The following is a 23,291-nucleotide window of genomic DNA, read 5'->3' as shown; positions in this document are numbered from 1 at the left end:
CGAGCACACAAGGAAACCCATGAGCGACCTGAACGCGCGGGTGAACGAGACCCGTGGCATCCTGGAGCGCATTGCGCGCGAATTTTCTCCCGCCGTGTTCGCTTCCAGCCTGGCGGCCGAGGACATGGTCCTGACCGACCTGATCTTGAAGGCCGGCCTGCCGATCACCATCTTCTCGCTGGAGACCGGCCGTCTGCACAAGGAAACCGTGGCCATGATCGACAAGGTCAAGGCCCATTACGGCTACGACATCCAGGTGATGCGCCCGAAACAGGAACTGGTCGACGAGTACGTGAGCAAGAACGGCCTGAACGCGTTCTACGACAGCGTCGAGATGCGCAAGGGCTGCTGCTACGTGCGCAAGGTCGAGCCGCTGGGCCGCGCCCTCGCCGGCAACAAGGCGTGGATCACGGGCCAGCGCCGCGCGCAGTCGACGACCCGTACCGACCTGCCCGTGCAGGAAGACGACACGGCGCATGGCCTGGCCAAGTTCAATCCGCTGGCCGACTGGAGCGAAGAGAACGTGTGGGAATATATCCGCGGCAATAACGTGCCGTACAACGACCTGCACGACCGCGGCTATCCGTCGATCGGCTGCGAACCCTGCACTCGCGCGATCCAGCCGGGCGAGGACGTGCGCGCCGGCCGCTGGTGGTGGGAAAACGCCGACTCCAAGGAATGCGGCCTGCACCTCGTGGACGGCAAGCTCATCCGAATCAAATCCGTGGCCGCGTGAGCGGGCCCAACAAGACATCGACAGGCACAGTAAAACATGACGACTTTTTCCGATACGCCGCTCGCACTCAGTGATGTGAATGCGCGCCACCTCGACGCCCTCGAATCCGAAGCCATCCACATCCTGCGCGAAGTCGCTGCGGAATGCTCGAATCCCGCGCTGCTGTTCTCGGGCGGCAAGGACTCCGTGGTGCTGCTGCGCCTGGCCGAAAAGGCTTTCCGTCCGGGTAAATTCCCGTTCCCGCTGGTCCACATCGACACAGGCCACAACTTCGACGAAGTGATCGCCTTCCGCGACGCGCGCGTGGCCGAGCTGGGCGAACGCCTGATCGTCGGCTCCGTCGAGGACTCGATCAAGAAAGGCACGGTCCGCCTGCGCAACCCGCAAACGGATTCGCGCAACGCGGCCCAGGCCGTCACCCTGCTGGAAACCATCGCCGAATACGGCTTCGACGCCTGCATCGGCGGCGCCCGCCGCGACGAAGAAAAGGCGCGCGCGAAAGAGCGCATCTTCTCGTTCCGCGACGAATTCGGCCAGTGGGACCCGAAAGCCCAGCGTCCGGAACTGTGGGACCTGTATAACACCCGCGTGCACCCGGGCGAGAACATGCGCGTGTTCCCGATCTCGAACTGGACCGAGCTCGACGTCTGGCAATACATCGCCCGCGAACAGCTGGCCCTGCCGCCGATCTATTTCGCGCACGAGCGCCAGGTGATCCCGCGCAACGGCCTGCTGGTGCCGCTGACGCCGCTGACCCCGGCCCGCGACGGCGAGGAAATCGAAACCCGCACCGTGCGCTTCCGTACCGTCGGCGACATCTCGTGCACGTGCCCGGTCGCGTCCGACGCTTCGACGGTCGACGCCATCATCGCCGAGACGGCGATCACGCAGATCACCGAACGCGGCGCGACCCGCATGGACGACCAGACCTCGGAAGCCTCGATGGAAAAGCGCAAGAAACAAGGATATTTCTGATGAACGCGATGACTGAAAAATTGGACCACAACAAAGACCAGAGCGGCCAGGCCGGCCTGCTGCGCTTCATCACCGCCGGCTCCGTCGACGACGGCAAGAGCACGCTGATCGGCCGCCTGCTGTTCGACAGCAAGGGCATCTTCGCCGACCAGCTGGCCGCCGTGTCGCGCTCCAAGCACAAGCGCACCGTGGGCGACACGATCGACCTGTCGCTGCTGACGGACGGCCTGGAAGCCGAGCGCGAGCAAGGCATCACGATCGACGTCGCGTACCGCTACTTCGCCACGCCGAAGCGCAAGTTCATCATCGCCGACACGCCGGGGCACGAGCAGTACACCCGCAACATGGTGACGGGCGCGTCGACCGCTGATGCCGTCATCATCCTCGTCGACGTGTCGAAGGTGAAGCTCGGTGACGACGGTTCCGTCGAACTGCTGGTGCAGACCAAGCGCCACTCGACCCTCGCCAAGCTGCTGCAGATCGAGCACGTGATCGTCGCCGTCAACAAGATGGACCTCGTGAACTACGACCGCACCGTGTACGACCGCATCGTCGCCGAGTACCGCAAGTTCGCGGACACGCTGGGCCTGAAGGACATCACCGCGATCCCGCTGTCGGCACTGGCCGGCGACAACGTCGTCGAGCAGGGCGACAACATGCCGTGGTACGAAGGCCCGACCCTGATCGAACTGCTGGAAGGCCTGTCCGTGTACGACGAGACCCACGCCGCGCCGTTCCGCTTCCCGGTGCAGCTGGTGGCGCGCCACAACGGCCACGAAGCCAACGACTTCCGCGGCTATATGGGACGCGTCGAATCGGGCAAGGTGGCGGTGGGCGACAAGCTCCTCGTGCAACCGTCCGGCCAGGCCGCGACCGTCAAGGAAATCCTCACGTTCGACGGTCCGCTGCAGCAGGCCGTCGCCGGCCAGTCGATCACGCTGACCCTCAACGAACACGTGGACATCTCGCGCGGCGACGTGCTGGCCCCGGCCGAGCAACCGGCCACGCTGCTCAAGCAGGTGAAGGCCGAGGTGTGCTGGATGGCCGACGAACCCCTGGACGTGCGCCGCAAGTACTGGATCAAGCACGGCACCCGCCAGACGATGGCCAGGGTGAAGGCCATCGAATCGATCCTCGACGTCAACACGCAAACGCGCCATGCAGTGGACAACCCGTCCGAAGGCCTGAAGCTGAACGACATCGCGCTGATCGAGCTGGCCGTGCAGCAGCCGCTTGCCGCCGACGCGTACGACGCCATCCGCGCGACGGGCGCCTTCATCCTGATCGATGAAGTCACCCATCAGACGGTCGCCGCGGGTATGATCCGCATTTAAACGGTGGGGCCTCGATCAACCTGCTGCGCTACGGTTTCTCGAGGCCCTGATGCGCCGTAAAAGTCTTAAACTTTGTCGACAAGGGATGGCATGGCAGTGCTGGGGAAGGTTTATCTGATTGGAGCCGGTCCCGGCGCCGCTGATCTCATCACCGTGCGCGGCGCGCGCCTGCTCGGGGAGGCCGAGGTCGTGCTGTACGACGCCCTCGTCACCCCGGAGATGCTGGCCCTGTGCCCGCAGGCGGAGCTGGTCGCCGTCGGCAAGCGCTCCGGCCAGCGGTCGACGGCGCAAACCGTCATCAACGACAAACTCGTCGACTGCGCCCGGCGCTACCGGCGCGTCGTGCGCCTGAAGGGCGGCGATCCGATGCTGTTCGGCCGCGCCGACGAGGAACTGCGCGTGCTGGAGGAAGCCGGCGTCGAGGTCGAAGTGGTCCCCGGCATCACGACGGCCGTCGCCGCCGCCGCCGCGACCCGGCAGCCGCTGACGAAGCGCGGCGTGGCCCGCAGCGTCGCGTTCTTCACGTCCAGCACGGCGCCGGACCAGCCGGACCATCCCGCCCTGCCGGAAACGGACACCCTGGTCCAGTACATGGGCGGCCGCGAAGCCGCCGCCACCGCCGAGCGCCTGCTGGCCGAAGGGCGCCGTCCGGACCTGCCCGTCGTCGTCGTGGAAAACTGCAGCCGCGCCGACCAGCGCGTGCGCCGCCTCACGTTGTCGGACCTGGCGCATGGGCTCGACGTGGCACACGGTCCCGTGCTCGTCATGATCGGCGAGGCGATGGCGCACCGGCCGCACCAGACCCTCTGAAGCCTTGGTAGTGTGGGCGGCCTCGCCCACCAAACGTATGTGTCGCGGTAACGCAAGGTGGGCACGTTTCATTTGAGGCCCCCGGCCTCAAATGCCCAACCTACCGCGCCCGCGCCTCCAGCTCGGCCTCGAGCCTGAGCGCGGCCGCATGCGTGTCCACCGCGATCCGGTTCAGGCGCGCCAGCGCCGCCGCGAGCCGCGCGCCGCTCTCTCCACCGCATTCGCGCACATGCCAGAGCGCGAGGTCGCAACGCATCCGCGCCAGTTCCGCACGCAGGCCCGCCAGCATGCGGCGCAGGCTGCCGTCGGCATCGGATGGCGGAATGGCCGGCGCGTCGTTGCCGGTCAGGTGGTCCTGCATGACGGCGATGCGCGCGTGCATGCACTGCAGGCGGCGCGCCAGGCGGTCGAGGCGGCGCGCGCAGCGCAGCTCCACCCAGGCACGCGGTGCCGGTAGCAGGTTGAGTGGATGCAGCGCCGTGCGGAGACGGATGAACAGGGAGACGAGCTTGCTGGGCATGGCCGGATCGACGCCGTAACGGACATCGGAGCAGTCTCGATGCTCCGGCCGCCGGCGGTCATGATGCGCAGCAAACTTCAGTCGTATCAGCCCCAGTGCAGGTAATCGATGCCGTTCTGGATGGTGCCGATGACCTGGGCCTGGTTCTCGGCGCTCTCGCTGAAGTTGGCCAGCACGTCGGCGCGCGTCACGGACGATCCCAGCGCATGCATCCAGAAATCGGCACCCGCACTGTCGCCGGCGCGGTGCAGCACGTTCTGGTACAGCGCCTGCACGAATTGCGTATCGCTCGCGTGCGCGCCGTAGAGGTTCGCGAATTCGGCGCTGCCGGCAAAACCCGCCGCGGCCTGTGTCAGGCTCATGCCCTTGTCCATCGCGTCGATCCAGTAGCCGAGGCCCGCCTTGTCCGGCGTGCGGTCGAACGCGGCCTGGTACAGACGATAGGCCTCGCCCGCCGTGCCGTGCACGTCCAGCGCGACCATGCCGTCGCTGAACGCGAGGCGCTCGACGTTCGACAGCGTCGCGTGATTGCCCGCCCCATCCGTCACCGAGACGCTGCCGCCATCGTCGACGATGGTCGCGCCGGCACGCGCGCTCGCGTACACGAGCGTATCGAGGCCGCCATGTCCCGCCACCTTGCTCTCGCCCGCCACGGCGGCCAGCGCATGCGTGGCGCCGCTGAACGCGAGGCTCGTGACGGCCGCCGGCACAGGCGCGCCGGCCACCGGCGTGGTGGTAGCGGACGTGCCGGTAGCGGACATGCCGGTAGCGGACGTGCCGGTCCCGGACGTGCCGGTGCCGGACGTGCCGGTCGCGGACGTGCCGGTCCCGGACGCGCTGGCGACGGAGCTGCCGGCCGCGGGCGTGCTGGCCGCGGGATGGGACACGGGCGCGGCGACGTCGCCCGCACCCGCCGTCTGCGCGCCGCCCTGGACCGTCGCCATGGCGCCGGTCGTGTCGGCCGCGCCCGACAGCGTACGCATCTCGATGGCCACGCCGGATGCCGACGTGTCCACCCAGGCGCCGGCGAAGCCGCCACCTGCCAGCGCCGTCACGTCCGGGCTGGCCTGGTCGCCGCTGCGCAGCTGGCTGATGGCGAATTCCTGCGTATCGATGGCCGTGCCGTCCGCGCCGAAGCGGCGGCCGAAAATGCCGTTGCCGTCGCCGTCGGCGCCCTGCCAGGCGATGAGGAACGTACCGTCCGACAGCGCCGCGACGTCGGCGTCGTAATGGCCGCCGCCCGAGTCGACGTTCGCCTGCGTGACGGCGCCGGCCTTGTTGCCGGCTGCGTCGAAGCGCTGGAAGAAGATGTCGCTGTTCGAGAAACCCAGCTGGTCGTTGGCATAGCTGTCCCACGCGACGACGAAGCCGCCATCGGCCAGCGCCGTCACGTGCGGCAGCGGCGCGGCCGTCGTGATGCTGGCCGCGTAGCCGTCGCCGCTCGCCACGACCACGGCGGACGGCGCCCGGCTCGATGCGGCGTAGACGTTGCCGTCGTTGATCTCGCCCCACGAGACGACGTAGCCGCCGTCCTTGAGACTCGCCACGGCCGGGCTGTAGGCCGAACCGAGCGCGCCGTAGACCTGCTGCGCGCCGATGATGCTGCCGTCCGCCGCGGCCTGCTGCACGTGCACGGCCGCGCCGCTGCGCCAGCCGACGGCGAACGTCCCGTCGGCGAGCGTGGCGACGGTCGGCATCGCTGCGTCGCCGCTGGCGCCCGCATCGAGCACGTGCTCGGCGCCGGCGCTGCCGTTCGCGTCGACGACGCGGTAGGCGATCTTGTTCGCGCCGCCGTCGTTCAGCGCGTAGGCGACGACGAAGCGGCCGTCGGCAAGCGCGCTCACGGCCGGCTGGCCTTCCACGCCGGCGTCGCCGTCCGGCGTCAGCGCGAACGCGGCGCCGAGCGCATTGCCGCCCGCGTCGCGCAACTGGGCCCACAGCCCGCTGCCCGCGCCGCCGGCGGCCGTATCCGGGCCGTGCCACACGGCGACGAAGCCGCCGCCCGCCAGCGTCGCGAGCGCCGGGGCGGAACCGTAGGCGTCCAGCGCGGCGCCGCCCTTCGCTTCGTTACCGAAACCGGGCAGGTCGCCCGTCATGCCGTTTTCCACCGAATAGATCAGGGTCTGCGTGACGCCGGAATTCGCGACCGGATTGCCGTTGGTATCGAGCTGGTAGCGGTCGTAGAAGTGCACGGTCACCGCGGCCGCCTGCCCGTCGGCCGGCAGCAGGCTCGCGTCGGCCACGACCAGCCGCGCGCTCGTGTCCACGGCCGGGTTGTAGTCGATGGCGAACAGCCCCGGCTGCGACTGGCCGTCGATGACCCAGCGGCCGCCCGTCTGGTCGCCGGTGTCGATCGGCTGGAGGACGTCGACGACGTCGCCCGCGTGCGCCGTCGTGAACACGATGTCGTTGCTGCCGACGGCGCCCACGGGCTGGCTGTCCGGGAACACGGTGTCCACCGCCGTGACGACGCTGCCGTCCGCCAGCTTGTAGTGGACGTTGAACATTTGCGGCGACGCCGCGTCGCTGCCCAGGTTGTCCTGGAAGCGCCACGAGGTGCCCGCCGTCGCCACGTAGGCGCCCTGGGCGTCGAGCGGCATCGTGTAGGCGATCCAGGTCCGGCCGCCGTCCTGGCTGTACTGCATGGCGCCGCGCGAAAACGTCTGGCCCAGCGCGGTCGAGGTGTCGAAGGCGACGGCGGTGACGCCGGTATAGCTCCAGGCCGAGCTGGCCCAGCCCGGGCGGACGTAGAGGGAAGTCGTGGGAGTGGTCATGGCGTCGGAATTGGGTGGCAACCCTGAACGCATATGATTCCTCACAGAAAATTAAAATGCAATGAGGAATTACTTTTCGAGCGTAGCCACCGCCAAAAACCAACGAATTCTTAGCACCGGATCAATCATATTGATACGAAGGGATGCATCCGCGACAACAAAGATGACGACCAGGTCAACTTGGTATTTCTGCCACACCCGCGCAATAGGCGGCCATGGCGGCCAGTACGCCCGGGTCCTCGCCGACGGCCGGCACCGTGCGGAACGTCGCCTGCGGATGGCTGGCGCGCAGCTGCTCCAGCAGCAGCGGCAGGTCGCGCAGCAGATGGCCGCCCTGCCCCAGGAAGATCGGGACGATGGTGACGTCGCGCGCGCCCAGCGCCACGAGGGCGCCCACCTCGTCGGGCAAGGTCGGCGTCATCAGCTCGAGGAAGGCCAGCGACACGGCGCAGTCGGGACGGCGCGCGGCGGTCAGGTCGCGCAGGCGCTGGAACGGCGCGGCCCACGCGGCGGCACGGGCGCCGTGGGCGAACAATACGAGTGCTTTTTCCATCAATGTCTCTCCACCCAGCGCAGGGCGCCGATCGCCAGCAGCAGGAACAGCAGGCTGGGCGCGGCCGCCGTCACGAAGGCCGGCCAGGTCGACAACATGCCCACGTGCGAAAACAACGAGTTAATCAACAGGAAGCTCACGCCGATCATGATGCCGATGAAGATCTTGAGGCTCACGCCGCCGCTGCGGGTGTGCAGGTAGCCGAACGGCAGCGCGAGCGCCATCAGCACGAAGATCGAGAGCGGGTCGAACAGCTTTTTCCAGAACGCGATCTTGAAGCGCTCCGTCTCCTGGCGGTTCTCGGCCAGGTGGCGCGTGTACACGGCCAGCTCGTTGGCCGACATCTGCGCCGGATCGGAACGCGACACGGACAGGATCTTGGGCGTGATCTCCGACACGAGGTCGAGGCTGGCGACCTTGCGCGTGGAGACGGACGCCGTGTCCTGGCCGAACCGGCTCTGGATGGTCAGGCCGGCCGCGACGGGCGTGTCCGGCGCCGGCAGCTCGCGGCTGTTCGCGAACAGCGTCTCCGTGACGTCGTTCAGGCGCCACGTGCTGTTGCCGCTGAACGTGGCACTGGCGGCCGTGATCAGCGACCGCATGCGCATGGCGGTGTCGAACTCGTACAGGCGCACGTCGACCAGCTGGCCGTCCGGGCGGATCTGGCGCGCGTTGAAGAAGCGCGAGCCCGTCACGGGGCCTTTCACGCCGTCCGCGTGGATCGTGTCCTTGGTCCACATGCCGGAGCGGAATTCGGCCGACACCGTCGCGCCCTTCGCGGACAGGCGCACGCGTTCCGCGATCGGCGCCGTGCGCGGCGTGATCAGTTCACCGAAGATGAACGTGAGCGCGACGAACAGCACGCCGATCTTGGCCAGGATGATGCCGGCCTGCTGCGTCGACATCGACGACGCGCGCATGATCGTGAATTCCGAACTCTGCGCGAACTGCGCCATCGTGTAGATGGTGCCGATCAGCGCGGCCACGGGCATCACTTCGTACACGTGGCCGGGAACGAGCAGCAGTACGTACAGCACCGCGTGCTGGATCATGTAGCCGCCCTTGCCCACCGCCGGCAGTTCCTGGGTCAGGTCCATGAACGCGATGAGGCCGAGGAAGGCCACGAGCACGAAGGCGACGGCCTGCGCGATGTTGACGAAGAAGTAGCGCTGCAGGATCTTCATTGCGCGCCTTCCCGCGCCGCGCTGCGCGCGTCGCGCAGCAGGCGGCGGCGCTTGAAGGCGCCCAGCAGCGCGAGCGGGTGCCAGCGGTGGTTGACGTTCAGGCGCCAGGCGAACAGCCCGGCCACGACGAGGATCGCGAACACGTGCAGCGGCCACCACGCCATGCCGAAGCCCATCTTGCCCTGCTTGACGCTGGCCTCGAACAGTTTCGACAGGTTGCTGTACGTGAAAAAGATCAGCAGCGCGAGGATCAGGTTCGCGGAGCTGCCGGCGCGCGGATTGACGAAGCCGAGCGGAATCGCCAGCAGCATCAGCACGACGCACGTGATCGGCGCCGAGATGCGGTACAGCAGTTCGGCGTTCGTGAAGCGGTTGTCCGGCAGCGCCAGCAGCGCGGGCGTGGACAGCGCGTCGGCCGGCGTGTCGGTGCCCATCATGGGCACCTGGCTGCTCACGCGCATGCGGTAGCGCTCGAATTCCATCGACTGGAAATCGGCCCGCCCCGGATGGCCCAGGTAGCGCCGGCCGTTCTTGAGCACGAGGTACTGGCCGCCCTTGCCGTCCGGCTCGATCACGCCCTCCTTGGCGACGACGATCGAGCTGCCGCTCTCGTCGACGGAATTCACGAACACGTTCTGCACGACGGTCGATCCGCGCGTGCTGCCTTCGACGAAGAACACGCGGTTGGTCGACGTCGACTCGCGGAACTGGCCGGGCGACACGCGCTTGAGGTCTTCGCGCTTCTCGAAGCGCTCGACGAACTCCGCGCTCTTCATCTTGGCCCACGGCGTCGCGACGAAGGACAGCACGGCCACCAGCGCCACGAGCGGCAGGCCGAAGACGAGCACCGGCCCCACCCAGCGCATCAGCGACCGGCCGGACGCGAACCACACGACCATCTCGGAGTCGCGGTAGCTGCGCGTGATGGTGACGATGACCGCGATAAAGCTGGTAAGAATGAGGATAGTTGGCAGATAATTCAGCACCGAAAAGCCGATCAGCGCCAGCACGTCGCTCGAGGCGACCTTGCCGCCCGCGGCCTTGCCGAGGATGGAGATCAGGGTCCAGGTGACGAAGATCGTAAACAGGACCGTGAAGGTGGCACCGGCCACACTGGCCAATTCACGCTGTAGGGCGCGTTGGAAAATCATTCGATAGTTATAATTGCTGGTTTGAAGGAACCCCGGGGAACCGTCACGAGCGGGCGCCATCACGAGGGTTCCTTGGACAGCACGCGCGTCAAAAACTCGAAACGGAGAATCAAATGGACTTTAGCATAAAAGCATTCGACACAAAAAACACGCTGACCGCAGCCAAATCGGGCTGTGTGGCAGTCGCGGTGTTCGAAAACAAGAAATTGTCGGAGGCGGCCAAAGCCCTCGATCTGAACGGCGCCGTCAGCGCTGCCGTCAAGTCGGGTGACATCTCCGGCAAGCCCGGCTCCACCCTGCTGCTGCGCGGCGTTCCCGGCGTGAGCGCTGCCCGCGTGCTGCTGGTCGGCATGGGTGCCGACGAAGCCGTCAGCGAGAAAAGCTTTGCCGGTGCCGTGTCCGCTGCCCTGAAAACCTTCGCTTCGCTGGGCGCGCAGGATGCCATTATCGCATTCCCGCTCGATAATGTGAAAGCGCGCGACCTGAACTGGGCCCTGCGCAGCATCGTCGTCGCCGCCAGCGACCTCGAATTCCGCAGCGACGCGCAAAAGAGCAAGAAGGACCCTGCCCCCACGGGCGTGCGCAAGGTGGCCGTCGCCGTCCCGCAGGCGACGCCCGCGCTGAAGGCCGCGCTGGCGCAGGCCCAGGCCATCGCGGGCGGCATGAACCTCACGAAAGAACTGGGCAACCTGTCGCCGAACGTCTGCACCCCGACCTACCTCGCGAACACGGCGAAGAAGCTGGCCGGCGACTACGGCTTCGACGTCGAAGTCCTGGACCGCAAGCAGCTCGAAGCCCTCAAGATGGGCAGCTTCCTGTCCGTGACCCGCGGCAGCGACGAGCCGCCGAAATTCATCGTCCTCAAGCACAACGGCGGCAAGAAGAACGATGCGCCGGTCGTCCTCGTCGGCAAGGGCATCACGTTCGACACGGGCGGCATCTCGCTCAAGCCTGGTCCGAACATGGACGAGATGAAGTACGACATGTGCGGCGCCGGCTCGGTGCTGGGCACCTTCCGCGCGATCGGCGAGATGGGCCTCAAGCTGAACGTGGTCGGCATCGTCGCCGCCTGCGAGAACATGCCGTCGGGCCGCGCCACCAAGCCGGGCGACATCGTCACGGCGATGAACGGCACCACCATCGAGGTCCTGAATACGGACGCCGAGGGCCGCCTGATCCTGGCCGACGCCCTGACCTACGCCGAGCGCTTCAAGCCGGCCGCCGTCGTCGACATCGCCACGCTGACGGGCGCCTGCATCGTCGCCCTGGGCCACCACACGTCGGGCCTGTTCACCCGCCACGACGACGCCCACGACGCCCTCGCCCAGGAACTGCTGGACGCCGGCACGCAGGCGAGCGACGCCGCCTGGCGCTTCCCCATCGGCGAGAACTACAGCGAGCAGCTCAAGTCGAACTTCGCCGACCTGGCCAACATCGGCACGCCGGGCGGCGCGTCGATCACGGCCGCGTGCTTCCTGGAGAACTTCACGCGCAACTACACGTGGGCGCACCTGGACATCGCCGGCACGGCGTGGAAATCGGGTGCGGCCAAGGGTGCGACCGGCCGCCCAGTGCCCCTGCTGGCCACGTTCCTGCTGAACCGCGTGTAAGCGGCGCCGTAGACGACGTCACGACGGACGCCGCGGCGTCCGTTGTTCATTGCGTGGTCAGAAGACGACGTTGCCGGTGTCCGAGGGCGCATCCGGCGCGCCGGACCGGGTCGCCGCCGGATGCATGAGCACGGTCAGGGTCGATTCGTACGCGACGCCCGAGCCGTCGTACGGGTCCGCATGGGTGCCGCCGACGCGCACGATGATGCTGCCGATCAGCCGGCCGGTGTCGAACAGCGAGGTGTTGCGCGCCTGCGTCACCTCGAGCGCACTGCCCGCGCCGTCGCGCGCGCAATCGATCGTCAGCGGACTGCGGCTGCGCTCGACCGTGACCCGGCCCGGCGCCACGACGAACCAGCGCCCGGCCGCGTTCGACAGCACGCAGCCGACGCCCGTCACCTCGCGGTGGTCGAGGATGGCGTGGACTTCCAGCTGCTGCGCCGATGTCTCGGCCGGAGCCGTCACACAGCCGCCCAGGACGGCGGACAGCGCCAGCGCGCAGGCGATACGGAAATAAAGATGGAACATGTCTTCACCGGGAATGCATACCTGTCCGTTTACGGCGGCAATCGGGAAGACATGAGGCGAAGCGCATCCCGGGATCGCCGGGATGGCATGGTCAGGCGGCGGCGACCGGCGTGAAGCGCGGCACACGCGCGCCGTCCACGTCGACCGATCCATAGAAAGCGTCGCGCGGGCGGACCCAGGTCTTGCCGTCCTGCCCGCGATACACGACCACGGCCGTGTGGTCGGCCTCGAGGGTGGCCTCGCAGACCACCTCGTACACCCCGCCCTTGTAGTGGCGGAAACGCATCAGGCCTTTTCTTCGACCGCGGCGCGACTCTTCTTCTTGAGGTTCTGGATGACCTTGACGATGCCTTCGACACCGGCGTTGTCGTCGAGCTCGCTGAAAGCGTCCAGCACCTCGTTGAGCACGCGATTGCGTACGCTCGCCTCGTCGGCCTGCATCTTCTGCGGCGGGTTCTCGGACGGCGCGAATTTCTGCGGCGCCTCGGCCGCAGCCTTCTGCCCGTGTGCCAGCGCGGCCTGCCAGATCAGCCAGCGGCGTTGGGTTTCGTACACGAGGTACTCTTCCGGCTTGTCTTCACGACGCCGGACAATGTGGCCATCGCGTTGGGCCCATGCTTCAAATGCTTGGCGCATTGTTGTCCTTTACAAAGCTGTGTGCAAATCCTGCTCTCGGATCCGCGATCGTTACACACCTACCTGAGGCGGTCGCTCGACCGACCAAGGCAACCATATATCAAAGCAACGGATTGCTTTCGAATACTTGGTCCCAGAGCAATATGCCAATAGTACAACGTAAGTTGGCCTACTGCAATTTTTTTCTTTTGAGAAGGAGACGATACGTAAATGCCGCTTCTCTTGCTGTGATTGTTACATCTTGTCACAGTTCGGCGCAACTTTCCAGCCTCGTTACGAATTTTTACTCTGTGGACAATAATTTTACGACATGTTTGTTGCAATCCGCACAAATAACGACAATCGTGTCGCGGCTTTGCGAGTCATGATGGGTAACAACAACGGTAACGGACGGCAAAAGAACAGCCATTTATGCAGGCTCGATATTGTCCGTGTGGGTCAGCGCCGGCGGGCACGGCGGATGATGGGTCCGCGTCCGGTACAATCTCTACTTGCCAAGCCGCAATTTACTCCCATTTTCACCGCAGAGAAAAAACAATGAAAATCGCCACCTGGAACGTCAACTCCCTGAAAGTGCGCCTGCCGCACCTGCTCCAGTGGTTGACCGCCAACCCCGTCGACGTGCTCTGCCTCCAGGAGACGAAGCTCACCGACGACAAATTCCCCGTCGCCGAGATCAACGCGGCCGGCTACGAAGTCGTGTTCAGCGGCCAGAAGACGTATAACGGCGTGGCGATCCTGTCGCGCCTCCCCATCGCCGACGTCGTGCGCAACAATCCGCATTACCAGGACGAGCAGCAGCGCCTGATCGCCGCGACCATCGGGGGCGTGCGCTTCATCTGCGCCTACGTGCCGAACGGCCAGGCCGTCGGTTCGGACAAATACGCCTACAAGCTGGGCTGGTTCGACGCGCTGCGCACGTGGGTCGGCGAAGAACTCGCGATCCACGAACAGTTCGCGATCCTCGGCGACTACAACATCGCGCCCGAAGACCGCGACGTGCACGATCCGGAACTGTGGGCCGGCCAGATCCACTGCTCCGACCTCGAGCGCGGGGCCCTGCGCGAGCTGTGCGGCCTGGGACTCGTCGACGCGTTCCGGCTGTTCGAACAGCCCGAGAAGCAGTACAGCTGGTGGGATTACCGCCAGATGGCGTTCCGCCGCAACCGCGGGCTGCGCATCGACCACATCCTGCTGTCGCAGGCGCTCGCCAGGCGTTGCGAGGCGTGCGTCATCGACCGCGATCCGCGCAAGTGGGAGCAACCGTCGGATCACACGCCGGTCATCGCGACCATCGTTTAATCCGCCGCGCTCTCGACCGCCAGCAGCGCCGGGACGGCGCCGGCCTCCACCGGCCGCGCGAACAGATAGCCCTGCGCATACTCGCAGCCGGCGCGGCGCAGCAGCGCCAGCTGCGCATCGTTCTCGACGCCCTCGGCCACGACGGCCATCTGCAGGCTCCCCGCCAGCGCCATGATCGCGGCGACGATGGCCTGGTCCTCGCTGCTGGACTCGAGGTCGCGCACGAAGGCGCGGTCGATCTTGATCTTGCGGACCGGGAAGCGCTTCAGGTACGCCAGGCTCGAATAGCCGGTGCCGAAATCGTCGATCGACAGGCGGATGCCCATGCGGTAGATCTGGCCCAGCGTCTCCAGCGTCTGGCCGCCGTGCTGCATCAGCGCCGTCTCCGTGATCTCGAATTCCAGCAGGCCCGGATCGATGCCGGTGTCGTCGACGATGTCGCGGATCGCCTGGATCAGGCCCCGGTGCATGAACTGGCGCGCCGACAGGTTCACCGCCAGCGGCAATGCCGGCAGGCCCGCGCGCTGCCAGGCCATCGCCTGCTCGCAGGCGCGCCGGATCACCCACTCGCCGACCGCCACGATCAGGCCATTCTCTTCCAGGATCGGGATGAACTCGTCGGGCGTCACGAGTCCCTGCTCCGGATGGCGCCAGCGCAGCAGCACTTCCAGGCCATGCACGCGGCCGTCCTGCGTGCCGACGATCGGCTGGTAGAACAGCGCGAACTCCTCGCGCGCCAGGGCGCCGCGCAGGCGCGTCTCCAGCTCGAAATGGCGCGCGGCCGCCGCGTTCATCGGCTCGGCGTAGAACTGGTAGTTGTTGCGGCCCGCCGCCTTGGCGTAGTACATCGCGGCGTCGGCCTTGCGCATCAGGCTCGCCGCGTCGGCGCCGTCGTCCGGGTACAGGCAGATGCCGATCGACGGCGAGATGTGCAGGCTGCGGCCTTCGAATTCGACGGGCGCCGCCAGCGCCTCGATGATCTTGTCGCCCACGCGGCCGCATTCCTCGGCCGCGCGCACGCCCGGCACCAGCACGACGAATTCGTCGCCGCCCAGGCGCGCGACGGTATCGCTGGCGCGCACCACGCGGCACAGGCGCTGCGCCACTTCCTTCAACAGGTAATCGCCGGTCAGGTGGCCGAGCGAATCGTTGATCGTCTTGAAGCGGTCCAGGTCGATGAACATCAGCGCCAGTTTGAGCTCGTCGCGGCGCGCCGCCAGCAGCGCGCGGTCGAGGCGTTCGGACAGCAGCGCGCGGTTCGGCAGGCCCGTGAGCGCGTCGTGGTAAGCCATGTGGTGCACGCGCGCCTCGGCCTGGCGCCGCTCCACGATCTCGGCCTGCAGCTCCGCAGTGCGTTCCTCGACGCGCACTTCGAGTTCGTCGCGCGCGCGCCGCAGCGCATCGGCGGCCTCGCGCTGGGCGGTGACGTCGTCGATCAGCCACACGCTGCGCCCACCCCGCTCGGCCAGGTCGAACGGCCGGCCCGACAGGCGCGCCCAGAAGCGCTTGCCGTCGCGCCGCACCAGTTCGTACTCGGCCATGTGCACGCGCCCCGCCTCGAAGTCGCGCCGGGTCTGTTCGCGCGCGGTCATCCACCCCGCGGCGTCGGGATACAGCTCGCGCACGGGCAGGCCCTCGATGCTGCCGCCGCGGTGCCCGAACAACTCTTCCATCTTGCGGTTGCAGTGCAAGGTGCGGCCGTTCTCGACGACGGCGATGCCCAGCACCGCGTTGTCGAGGATCGCCTGGTTTTCCAGCAGCGCGTTGCGCAGCGATTCCTCGGCGGCCTTCTGGCCGGTGCGGTCCTCGATCATCCAGATCATCGTGCCGGTGCCGAGCTCGCGCGGATTGACGGCATAGCCGATCAGGTTGACCCACATCGGCGTGCCGTCCCGGTGCACCATCGCCATCTCGGCCTTGAACGAGCCGCCCAGTCCCAGCACGCCGTAGGCCCGGTGTCCGGTCTCGACGAACGCCGCGTCGTCCGCGTACAGCATGCGCGTCGACATGCCCAGCGCCTCGCCCGGCCCATAGCCGAACATCGCGCCGAAGCAGCCGTTGTAGCGGGTGATCGTGCGCTCGCGCGTGAAGAAGATGCCGATCGTGGCGTTGGTCATGATCGCCTGGATCTCGGTGAGCGCCTGGCGCGCTTCCGAGACGTCTTCCACGATCCACACGGTGCCCGCCTCGCGCGCGCTCATGTCGACGGCCTTGGCGCGGATGCGGCACCAGATCGTGCTGCCGTCGCGGTGGCGCAGCGGCACGTCGTTCTTTTCGAACAGGCTCCCGCTCGTCAGCACGGTCACGGCTTCGCCGATGAACGCTTCGTACTGGGCGCGCGTGGCGAAGACCAGGGCCGGGCTGTGGTTGACCAGTTCTTCCGGCGCATAGCCCAGCATCTCGGCCATGCGCGGATTGCAGGACTTGACGAGGTCGGGCAAGGTGACGGCGATGCCGACCGGCGCATGCTCGACCACCGCGGCCTGTTCCAGCAGGCGCCCGCGCAACGCGGCCTGGCCGTCGCCGAACGTGAGCACGTCGCCGAACACGAAGACGGCGCCCGCGATCCCGGCGCCCGGCGGCAGCGGCTTGGCGCGCACCTCGACGGGCCGGCCCTGGGCACCTTGCGCGATCAGCGCGTCCCAGCGCCGCTCGCCGGCCAGCGACAGGCGGATCTCGACCGCCAGCGCCGCCGCCATGTGCGCGCAGAACAGCGACACCAGCGGACGGCCGTCGACCGCGCCGCCGGCCAGTTCGACGAGCGCCGCGTTCGCGGCCCAGATCCTGCCTTCACCATCGCAGGCGCAGGCCGGCGCCGCGATCAATGTCAATGCCTCGGCCACCAAGGCCGGTGTGCTCGTTCCCCGATCCATCCCTCTTCCTAAATAGGCCCTTTGACAGGGCTCTTTGTCGAATTTGAGTGGATCATAGCCGAAATTCAACGCAATTTATCGCTTATAAAGATGAATTTCAGCAACTGACGCGGCACAGCAACGGTCTCAGAACGCGTCGCCCGGCACGCGCACCCAGCCTTCCATCAGCACCCGGCTGCTACGGCTCATGACGGCCTTCGTGACGACCCAGTTACCGCCCTCCTGGCGTGCCTCGGCGCCCACGCGCAAGGTTCCGGACGGATGGCCGAAGCGCACCGCCTCGTGCGCCCGCCCGCCCGCGGCGAGGCTGACGAGCGTGCCCGGAATCGCGGCCGCCGTGCCGATGGCGACGGCCGCCGTGCCCATCATCGCGTGGTGCAGCTTGCCCATCGACAGGGCGCGCACGAGCAGGTCGACGTCGCCCGCCTCGACCCGCTTGCCGCTCGACGCCGTGTAGCCGGCGGGCGGCGCGACGAAGGCGACTTTCGGCGTGTGCTGGCGCAGCGCGGCCTCTTCCACGTGCGCGATCAGGCCCATGCGCATGGCACCGTACGCGCGGATCGTCTCGAACATCGCCAGCGCTTTCGGGTCGCCGTTGATGGCGTCCTGCAGTTCCGTGCCCGTGTAGCCGATGTCGGCCGCATTGACGAAGATGGTCGGGATGCCGGCGTTGATCATCGTGGCCTTCAGTGTCCCGACGCCGGGCACCTCGAGGTCGTCGACCAGGTGCCCGGTCGGGAACATCGAATTTTTCTCCCCCTTGCCGCCGTCGCCCTCCTCGGCAGCGGGGTCCATGAATTCCAGCTGGACCTCGGCCGCCGGGAACGTGACGCCATCCAGCTCGAAGTCGCCCGTCTCCTGGACCTGGCCGTTCGTGATCGGCACGTGGGCGACGATCGTCCTGCCGATGTTGGCCTGCCAGATCCGCACGGTGACGATGCCGTTGTCCGGGATGCGCGCGGGATCGATGAAGCCGTTGGCGATGGCGTACGACCCGACCGCGGCCGACAGGTTGCCGCAGTTGCCGCTCCAGTCGACGAACGGCTTGTCGATCGCGACCTGGCCGAACAGGTAGTCGACGTCGTGGCCGGGCCGCGTACCGGGAGCGACGATGACGGTCTTGCTCGTGCTGGACGTGGCGCCGCCCATGCCGTCGATCTGCTTGCCGTAGGGGTCGGGGCTGCCGATCACGCGCAACAGCAGGTTGTCGCGCGCCGCGCCCGGGACCTGCGCCGCTGCGGGCAGGTCCTGCAGGCGGAAGAACACGCCTTTGCTCGTGCCGCCGCGCATGTAGACGGCGGGGATTTTGATTTGGGGTACGTGAGTCATAAGAGTTTCCGTTTCCCCGTCGTTCCCGCGGCGGCGGGAACCCAAGTTTTGCATGCGCCGTCGAGGCACGTGCAAACTTGGGCCCCCGCCTGCACGGGGGCGACGGTGTTTTTATGCCGCCACTTTGGAAGACGCGAGGAAGTCCTGCGCAAACCGCTGCAGCACCCCGCCCGCCTCGTAGATCGACACTTCCTCGGCCGTATCGAGCCTGCAGATCACCGGCACCTCGACGGTCTCGCCATCGCGCCGGTGGATCACGAGCGTCAAGGTCGCGCGCGGCGTGCGCTCGCCGACGACGTCGAACGTCTCCGTCCCGTCAATGCCCAGCGTGAGCCGCGTGGTGCCCGGCTCGAATTCCAGCGGCAGCACGCCCATGCCGACGAGGTTCGTGCGGTGGATGCGCTCGAAGCCCTCGGCGGCGATGGCTTCCACGCCGGCCAGCCGCACGCCCTTGGCCGCCCAGTCGCGCGACGAGCCCTGGCCATAGTCCGCGCCGGCGATCACGATCAGCGGCTGCTTGCGTTCCATGTAGGTCTCGATCGCTTCCCACATGCGCGTCACGGTGCCTTCCGGCTCGATCCGTGCGAGCGAACCGGCTTTCACGCTGCCGTCCGCGTTGCGCACCATCTCGTTCTTGAGGGTCGGGTTCGCGAACGTGGCGCGCTGCGCCGTCAGGTGGTCGCCGCGGTGCGTCGCGTACGAGTTGAAGTCTTCTTCCGGCAATCCCATCTTCGCGAGGTATTCGCCGGCCGCGCTGTTCATCATGATCGCGTTCGACGGCGACAGGTGGTCGGTGGTGATGTTGTCACCGAGGACCGCGAGCGGCCGCATGCCGGCAAGCGACCGTTCGCCCGCGAGCGCACCTTCCCAGTACGGCGGACGGCGGATATAGGTGCTCATCGGGCGCCAGTCGTACAGCGGCGACACCGCCTCGTCGCCCGCTTCGCGGCGCGCGAACATGATGTCGTAGACCTTGCGGAACTGCTGCGGCTTCACCGCGCGCTCGACGACGGCGTCGATCTCCGCGTCGCTCGGCCAGAGGTCGGCCAGGCGCACCGGATTGCCGTCCGCGTCGACGCCCAGCACGTCCTTCTCGATGTCGAAGCGGATCGTGCCCGCGATCGCATACGCGACGACGAGCGCCGGCGACGCGAGGAACGCCTGCTTCGCATACGGGTGGATGCGGCCGTCGAAATTGCGGTTGCCCGACAGGACCGCCGTCGCGTACAGGTCGCGTTCCACGATCTCCTGCTGGATCGCGGGGTCCAGCGCGCCCGACATGCCGTTGCACGTCGTGCACGCGAAGGCGACGACGCCGAAGCCCAGCTTCTCCAGCTCCGGCAACAGCCCCGCTTCTTCCAGGTACAGCGGCACGGCTTTCGAGCCCGGCGCGAGGGACGACTTCACCCACGGCTTGCGCGCGAGCCCGCGCGCGTTCGCGTTGCGCGCGAGGAGGCCCGCGGCCACCATATTGCGCGGGTTGTTCGTGTTCGTGCAGCTCGTGATCGCCGCGATGATCACCGCGCCGTCCGGCATCTTGCCCGGTTCGTGGTCGATTGACCCCGTGATGCCGTGCTGCGCCAGCTCCGACGTCGCCACGCGCTTGTGCGGGTTCGACGGACCGGCGATGTTGCGCACGACGGTCGACAGATCGAAGCGCAGCACGCGTTCGTACATTGCATTGCGCAGCGTGTCGGCCCACAGGCCCGTCTCCTTCGCATACAGCTCGACCAGTTTTACCAGGTCGTCGTCGCGCCCCGTCAGCCTGAGGTATTTGATGGTCTGCTCGTCGATGGCGAACATCGCGGCCGTGGCGCCGTATTCCGGCGCCATGTTGGAGATCGTCGCGCGGTCGCCCAGCGTGAGGTTCGCGGCGCCTTCGCCGTAGAACTCGAGGTAGGCGGACACCACTTTCGACTTGCGCAGGAATTCCGTCAGCGCCAGCACGATGTCGGTCGCGGTGATGCCCTCGCCCGGCCTGCCGGTCAGTTCGACGCCGACGATGTCCGGCAGCCGCATGTACGACGCGCGGCCCAGCATCACGCTTTCCGCTTCGAGGCCGCCGACGCCGACGGCGATCACGCCCAGCGCATCGACCATCGGCGTGTGCGAGTCGGTGCCGACGAGGGTGTCGGGGAACGCCACGCCGTCCTTCACCTGCACGACGGGGCTCATGCGCTCCAGGTTGATCTGGTGGAGGATGCCGTTCCCGGGCGGGATCACGTCGACGTTCTCGAACGCCTTGCGGGTCCATTCGATGAAGTCGAAGCGGTCTTCGTTGCGGCGGTCCTCGATGGCGCGGTTTTTCGTGAAGGCGTCCGGATCGAAGCCGCCGCACTCGACGGCCAGCGAGTGGTCGACGACGAGCTGCGTCGGCACGACCGGGTTCACCAGCGCCGGGTTGCCGCCCTCCTGCGCGATGGCGTCGCGCAGGCCGGCCAGGTCGACGAGGGCCGTCTGGCCGAGGATGTCGTGGCAGACGACGCGCGCCGGGAACCACGGGAAATCGAGGTCGCGGCGGCGCTCGATGATCTGCTTCAGCGACGGCACCAGCGCGACCGGGTCGCAGCGGCGCACGAGGTTTTCGGCCAGTACGCGCGAGGTGTACGGGAGGGTGTCCCAGGCGCCGGGCTGGATCTCGTCGACGGCGGCGCGCGCATCGAAGTAATGCAGATCGGTGCCGTGCAGGGGTTTGCGGTAGTTGCTGTTCATGATGAGGAACCTCGTTAGACGGTATGTGTGCGAACCGTGGCATTGCTTGCGCTCGGCCGCGCCAACAGCACGTCGTCCCTGCGAAGGCAGGGACCCAATTCAAGTGCGCCGACCCGCATCGTAATTGGGCCCCCGCCTGCGCGGGGGCGACGGTTTTGCGTGTCGGGTTTTACTTGCGCTCCGCCAGCGGCACGAACTGCAGGTCTTCCGGTCCGACGTAGTTCGCGCTCGGGCGGATGATCTTGTTGTCGATGCGCTGCTCGATGACGTGGGCCGACCAGCCCGACGTGCGCGAGATGACGAACAGCGGCGTGAACATCGCCGTCGGCACGCCCATCATGTGGTACGAGACGGCCGAGAACCAGTCGAGGTTCGGGAACATCTTCTTGACTTCCCACATCACGGACTCGAGGCGCTCGGCGATGTCGAACATCTTCATCGAGCCGGCGCTGTGCGACAGCGTGCGCGCCACTTCCTTGATCACCTTGTTGCGCGGGTCGGAGATCGTGTAGACCGGATGGCCGAAGCCGATGACGACTTCCTTGTTCGCCACGCGGTTGCGGATGTCGGCTTCCGCTTCGTCCGCGTTCTCGTAGCGCTTCTGGATGTCGAGCGCGACTTCGTTGGCGCCGCCGTGCTTCGGACCGCGCAGCGCGCCGATCGCGCCGGTAATGGCCGAATAGATATCCGAGCCGGTGCCGGCGACGACGCGCGCGGCGAACGTCGACGCGTTGAATTCGTGTTCGGCGTACAGGTTCAGGGACGTGTGCATCGCCTTGACCCACTCGTCGGAAGGCTTGACGCCATGCAGCAGGTGCAGGAAGTGGCCGCCGATCGAATCGTCGTCCGTCTCCACCTCGATGCGTTTGCCGTTATGGCTGTAGTGATACCAGTACAGCAGCATCGACCCGAACGACGCCATCAGGCGGTCGGCGATGTCGCGCGCGCCGGCGATGTTGTGGTCGTCCTTTTCCGGCAGCACGCAGCCCAGCACCGACGCGCCCGTGCGCATCACGTCCATCGGATGCGCGCCGGCCGGCAGCGCCTCCAGCGCGGCTTTCACCGCATGCGGCAGGCCGCGCAGCGATTTCAGCTTGGCCTTGTAGCCCTTCAGTTCCGCCGCATTCGGCAGCTTGCCGTGCACGAGCAGGTAGGCGATTTCCTCGAACTCGCTGTTGCCGGCGACGTCCAGGATGTCGTAGCCGCGGTAGTGCAGGTCGTTGCCGGAACGGCCCACGGAGCACAGCGCGGTATTGCCGGCGGCGACGCCGGACAGCGCGACGGATTTCTTGGGTTTGAACGTTGGCGTCTCGGTTTTCACGTCGGTCATTTGGGTCTCCTATTTTGCTTTGTTCTGGGCGAACAGCGCGTCGAGCTTCTGTTCATAGCTGTGGTAGTCGATGCGCTCGTACAGTTCGGCGCGGGTCTGCATCGTGTCGACGACGTTCTTCTGCGTGCCGTCGCGGCGGATCGCGGCGTAGACGTTTTCCGCGGCCTTGTTCATGGCGCGGAACGCGGACAGCGGATACAGGACGATGTCGACGTCGGCGCCGCGCAGCTCGTCCACGGTGAACAGCGGCGTCGCGCCGAATTCCGTGATGTTGGCGAGGATCGGCACCTTCACAGCCTTCTTGAATTGCGCGTACATCTCCAGGCTCGTGATGGCTTCCGGGAAGATCATGTCGGCGCCCGCCTCGACGCAGGCGACCGCGCGCTCGACGGCCTTGTCGAGGCCCTCGACGGCCAGCGCATCCGTGCGCGCCATGATGACGAAGTCGTCGTCCGTGCGCGCGTCGACGGCGGCCTTGACGCGGTCGACCATCTCGCCCTGGCTGACGATCTCCTTGCCCGGACGGTGGCCGCAGCGCTTGGCGCCGACCTGGTCCTCGATGTGGCAGGCGCCCGCGCCGGCCTTGATCAGCGAGCGCACGGTGCGCGCGACGTTGAACGCCGACGAACCGAAGCCGGTGTCGATATCGACGAGCAGCGGCAGGTCGCACACGTCGGTGATGCGGCGCACGTCGATCAGCACGTCTTCAAGGCCCGAGATGCCGAGGTCCGGCAGGCCGAGCGACCCGGCCGCGACGCCGCCGCCGGACAGGTAGATGGCGCGATAGCCGGCGCGCTTGGCCAGCAGCGCGTGGTTGGCGTTGATGGCGCCGATGACCTGCAGCGGATGTTCTTCCTGGACGGCCTGGCGGAATCTGGCGCCGGCGGATTGTTGGGTCATGTCCTTACCTTTCATGTAGCGGGTCTATTGGTTA

General features: G+C 67.1%; 19 protein-coding genes and 1 pseudogene. 7 read left to right on the top strand and 13 right to left on the bottom strand.

Going from position 1 to position 23,291, the window contains the following annotated elements; translation table 11 throughout:
- Positions 1-10: 10 nt before the first annotated feature.
- From ASC93_RS21890 to cobA, 4 genes and pseudogenes are all read left to right on the top strand, one after another.
- Positions 11-736, top strand: a pseudogene (locus ASC93_RS21890) (phosphoadenylyl-sulfate reductase); the annotation flags it as partial.
- Positions 737-772: 36 nt separating this feature from the next.
- Positions 773-1,711 carry a sulfate adenylyltransferase subunit CysD gene (cysD, locus tag ASC93_RS21885; RefSeq protein ID WP_056447433.1) on the top strand — a complete coding sequence of 313 codons (939 nt, stop codon included), beginning with the start codon at positions 773-775 and terminating at the stop codon, positions 1,709-1,711.
- Positions 1,711-3,045, top strand: coding sequence for a sulfate adenylyltransferase subunit 1 (locus ASC93_RS21880; RefSeq protein ID WP_056447431.1), 1,335 nt, complete (start codon positions 1,711-1,713; stop codon positions 3,043-3,045). The genes cysD and ASC93_RS21880 overlap by 1 nt, the downstream gene beginning before the upstream one ends.
- Before the next feature lie 90 nt (positions 3,046-3,135).
- Complete coding sequence (cobA, locus tag ASC93_RS21875; RefSeq protein WP_056447429.1) at positions 3,136-3,855, top strand: uroporphyrinogen-III C-methyltransferase; 720 nt, start codon at positions 3,136-3,138, stop codon at positions 3,853-3,855.
- Between the two features lie 100 nt (positions 3,856-3,955).
- Here the strand turns inward: cobA and ASC93_RS21870 are convergent, their stop codons facing one another.
- From ASC93_RS21870 to lptF, 5 genes are all read right to left on the bottom strand, one after another.
- Entirely contained in the window at positions 3,956-4,375 is a 420-nt protein-coding gene (locus ASC93_RS21870; protein WP_056447427.1) for a hypothetical protein, read from the bottom strand.
- A gap of 86 nt (positions 4,376-4,461) precedes the next feature.
- Positions 4,462-7,149, bottom strand: coding sequence for a DUF4214 domain-containing protein (locus tag ASC93_RS21865; RefSeq protein WP_056447424.1), 2,688 nt, complete (start codon positions 7,147-7,149; stop codon positions 4,462-4,464).
- A 175-nt stretch (positions 7,150-7,324) separates the two neighbouring features.
- Positions 7,325-7,702 carry a sirohydrochlorin chelatase gene (locus tag ASC93_RS21860; RefSeq protein WP_056447422.1) on the bottom strand — a complete coding sequence of 126 codons (378 nt, stop codon included), beginning with the start codon at positions 7,700-7,702 and terminating at the stop codon, positions 7,325-7,327.
- Positions 7,702-8,886 carry an LPS export ABC transporter permease LptG gene (lptG, locus tag ASC93_RS21855; protein ID WP_056447420.1) on the bottom strand — a complete coding sequence of 395 codons (1,185 nt, stop codon included), beginning with the start codon at positions 8,884-8,886 and terminating at the stop codon, positions 7,702-7,704. The genes ASC93_RS21860 and lptG overlap by 1 nt, the downstream gene beginning before the upstream one ends.
- Complete coding sequence (gene lptF, locus ASC93_RS21850) at positions 8,883-10,037, bottom strand: LPS export ABC transporter permease LptF (RefSeq protein WP_056447419.1); 1,155 nt, start codon at positions 10,035-10,037, stop codon at positions 8,883-8,885. Before lptF ends, lptG begins: the two co-directional genes overlap by 4 nt.
- Before the next feature lie 113 nt (positions 10,038-10,150).
- Between lptF and ASC93_RS21845 the strand changes: the two genes are divergently transcribed.
- The gene (locus ASC93_RS21845; RefSeq protein ID WP_056447416.1) at positions 10,151-11,647 is read left to right on the top strand and encodes a leucyl aminopeptidase; all 1,497 of its coding nucleotides are present in this window, start codon (positions 10,151-10,153) and stop codon (positions 11,645-11,647) included.
- A gap of 57 nt (positions 11,648-11,704) precedes the next feature.
- Here the strand turns inward: ASC93_RS21845 and ASC93_RS21840 are convergent, their stop codons facing one another.
- The 3 genes from ASC93_RS21840 to ASC93_RS21830 all read right to left on the bottom strand — a co-directional run bounded on the left by ASC93_RS21840 (position 11,705) and on the right by ASC93_RS21830 (position 12,811).
- A complete protein-coding gene (locus ASC93_RS21840; RefSeq protein WP_056447414.1) occupies positions 11,705-12,175 on the bottom strand; it encodes a hypothetical protein in 471 nt (156 codons plus the stop codon).
- A 91-nt stretch (positions 12,176-12,266) separates the two neighbouring features.
- Positions 12,267-12,461 carry a DUF1653 domain-containing protein gene (locus ASC93_RS21835; protein ID WP_056447412.1) on the bottom strand — a complete coding sequence of 65 codons (195 nt, stop codon included), beginning with the start codon at positions 12,459-12,461 and terminating at the stop codon, positions 12,267-12,269.
- Complete coding sequence (locus ASC93_RS21830) at positions 12,461-12,811, bottom strand: hypothetical protein (RefSeq protein WP_056447411.1); 351 nt, start codon at positions 12,809-12,811, stop codon at positions 12,461-12,463. The genes ASC93_RS21835 and ASC93_RS21830 overlap by 1 nt, the downstream gene beginning before the upstream one ends.
- A gap of 310 nt (positions 12,812-13,121) precedes the next feature.
- Between ASC93_RS21830 and ASC93_RS31060 the strand changes: the two genes are divergently transcribed.
- Both ASC93_RS31060 and xth read left to right on the top strand, forming a co-directional pair.
- A complete protein-coding gene (locus ASC93_RS31060; RefSeq protein WP_157202068.1) occupies positions 13,122-13,352 on the top strand; it encodes a hypothetical protein in 231 nt (76 codons plus the stop codon).
- Positions 13,349-14,113 carry an exodeoxyribonuclease III gene (gene xth, locus ASC93_RS21825; protein ID WP_056447410.1) on the top strand — a complete coding sequence of 255 codons (765 nt, stop codon included), beginning with the start codon at positions 13,349-13,351 and terminating at the stop codon, positions 14,111-14,113. The genes ASC93_RS31060 and xth overlap by 4 nt, the downstream gene beginning before the upstream one ends.
- On the opposite strand, the gene ASC93_RS21820 is transcribed toward xth, so the two are convergent.
- The 5 genes from ASC93_RS21820 to prpB all read right to left on the bottom strand — a co-directional run bounded on the left by ASC93_RS21820 (position 14,110) and on the right by prpB (position 23,257).
- The gene (locus ASC93_RS21820) at positions 14,110-16,986 is read right to left on the bottom strand and encodes an EAL domain-containing protein (RefSeq protein WP_082548248.1); all 2,877 of its coding nucleotides are present in this window, start codon (positions 16,984-16,986) and stop codon (positions 14,110-14,112) included. The two genes, xth and ASC93_RS21820, sit on opposite strands and share 4 nt — an antisense overlap.
- A gap of 126 nt (positions 16,987-17,112) precedes the next feature.
- Positions 17,113-18,315 carry a 2-methylaconitate cis-trans isomerase PrpF gene (gene prpF, locus ASC93_RS21815; RefSeq protein ID WP_056447406.1) on the bottom strand — a complete coding sequence of 401 codons (1,203 nt, stop codon included), beginning with the start codon at positions 18,313-18,315 and terminating at the stop codon, positions 17,113-17,115.
- Between the two features lie 111 nt (positions 18,316-18,426).
- The gene (gene acnD / locus ASC93_RS21810; protein WP_056447404.1) at positions 18,427-21,027 is read right to left on the bottom strand and encodes a Fe/S-dependent 2-methylisocitrate dehydratase AcnD; all 2,601 of its coding nucleotides are present in this window, start codon (positions 21,025-21,027) and stop codon (positions 18,427-18,429) included.
- Between the two features lie 169 nt (positions 21,028-21,196).
- A complete protein-coding gene (gene prpC / locus ASC93_RS21805) occupies positions 21,197-22,357 on the bottom strand; it encodes a 2-methylcitrate synthase (protein ID WP_056447401.1) in 1,161 nt (386 codons plus the stop codon).
- 9 nt (positions 22,358-22,366) lie between these two features.
- Positions 22,367-23,257, bottom strand: a complete 891-nt coding sequence (gene prpB, locus ASC93_RS21800; protein ID WP_056447399.1) for a methylisocitrate lyase — start codon at positions 23,255-23,257, stop codon at positions 22,367-22,369.
- Between the last annotated feature and the right edge of the window lie 34 nt (positions 23,258-23,291).

The sequence above is a fragment of the Massilia sp. Root335 genome (assembly GCF_001425685.1).
In the GTDB taxonomy this organism is placed as follows: Bacteria; Pseudomonadota; Gammaproteobacteria; order Burkholderiales; family Burkholderiaceae_D; genus Telluria; species Telluria luteola.
The sequence above is the reverse complement of the archived record's forward strand: the minus strand, read 5'-3'. Positions and strand labels throughout refer to the sequence as shown.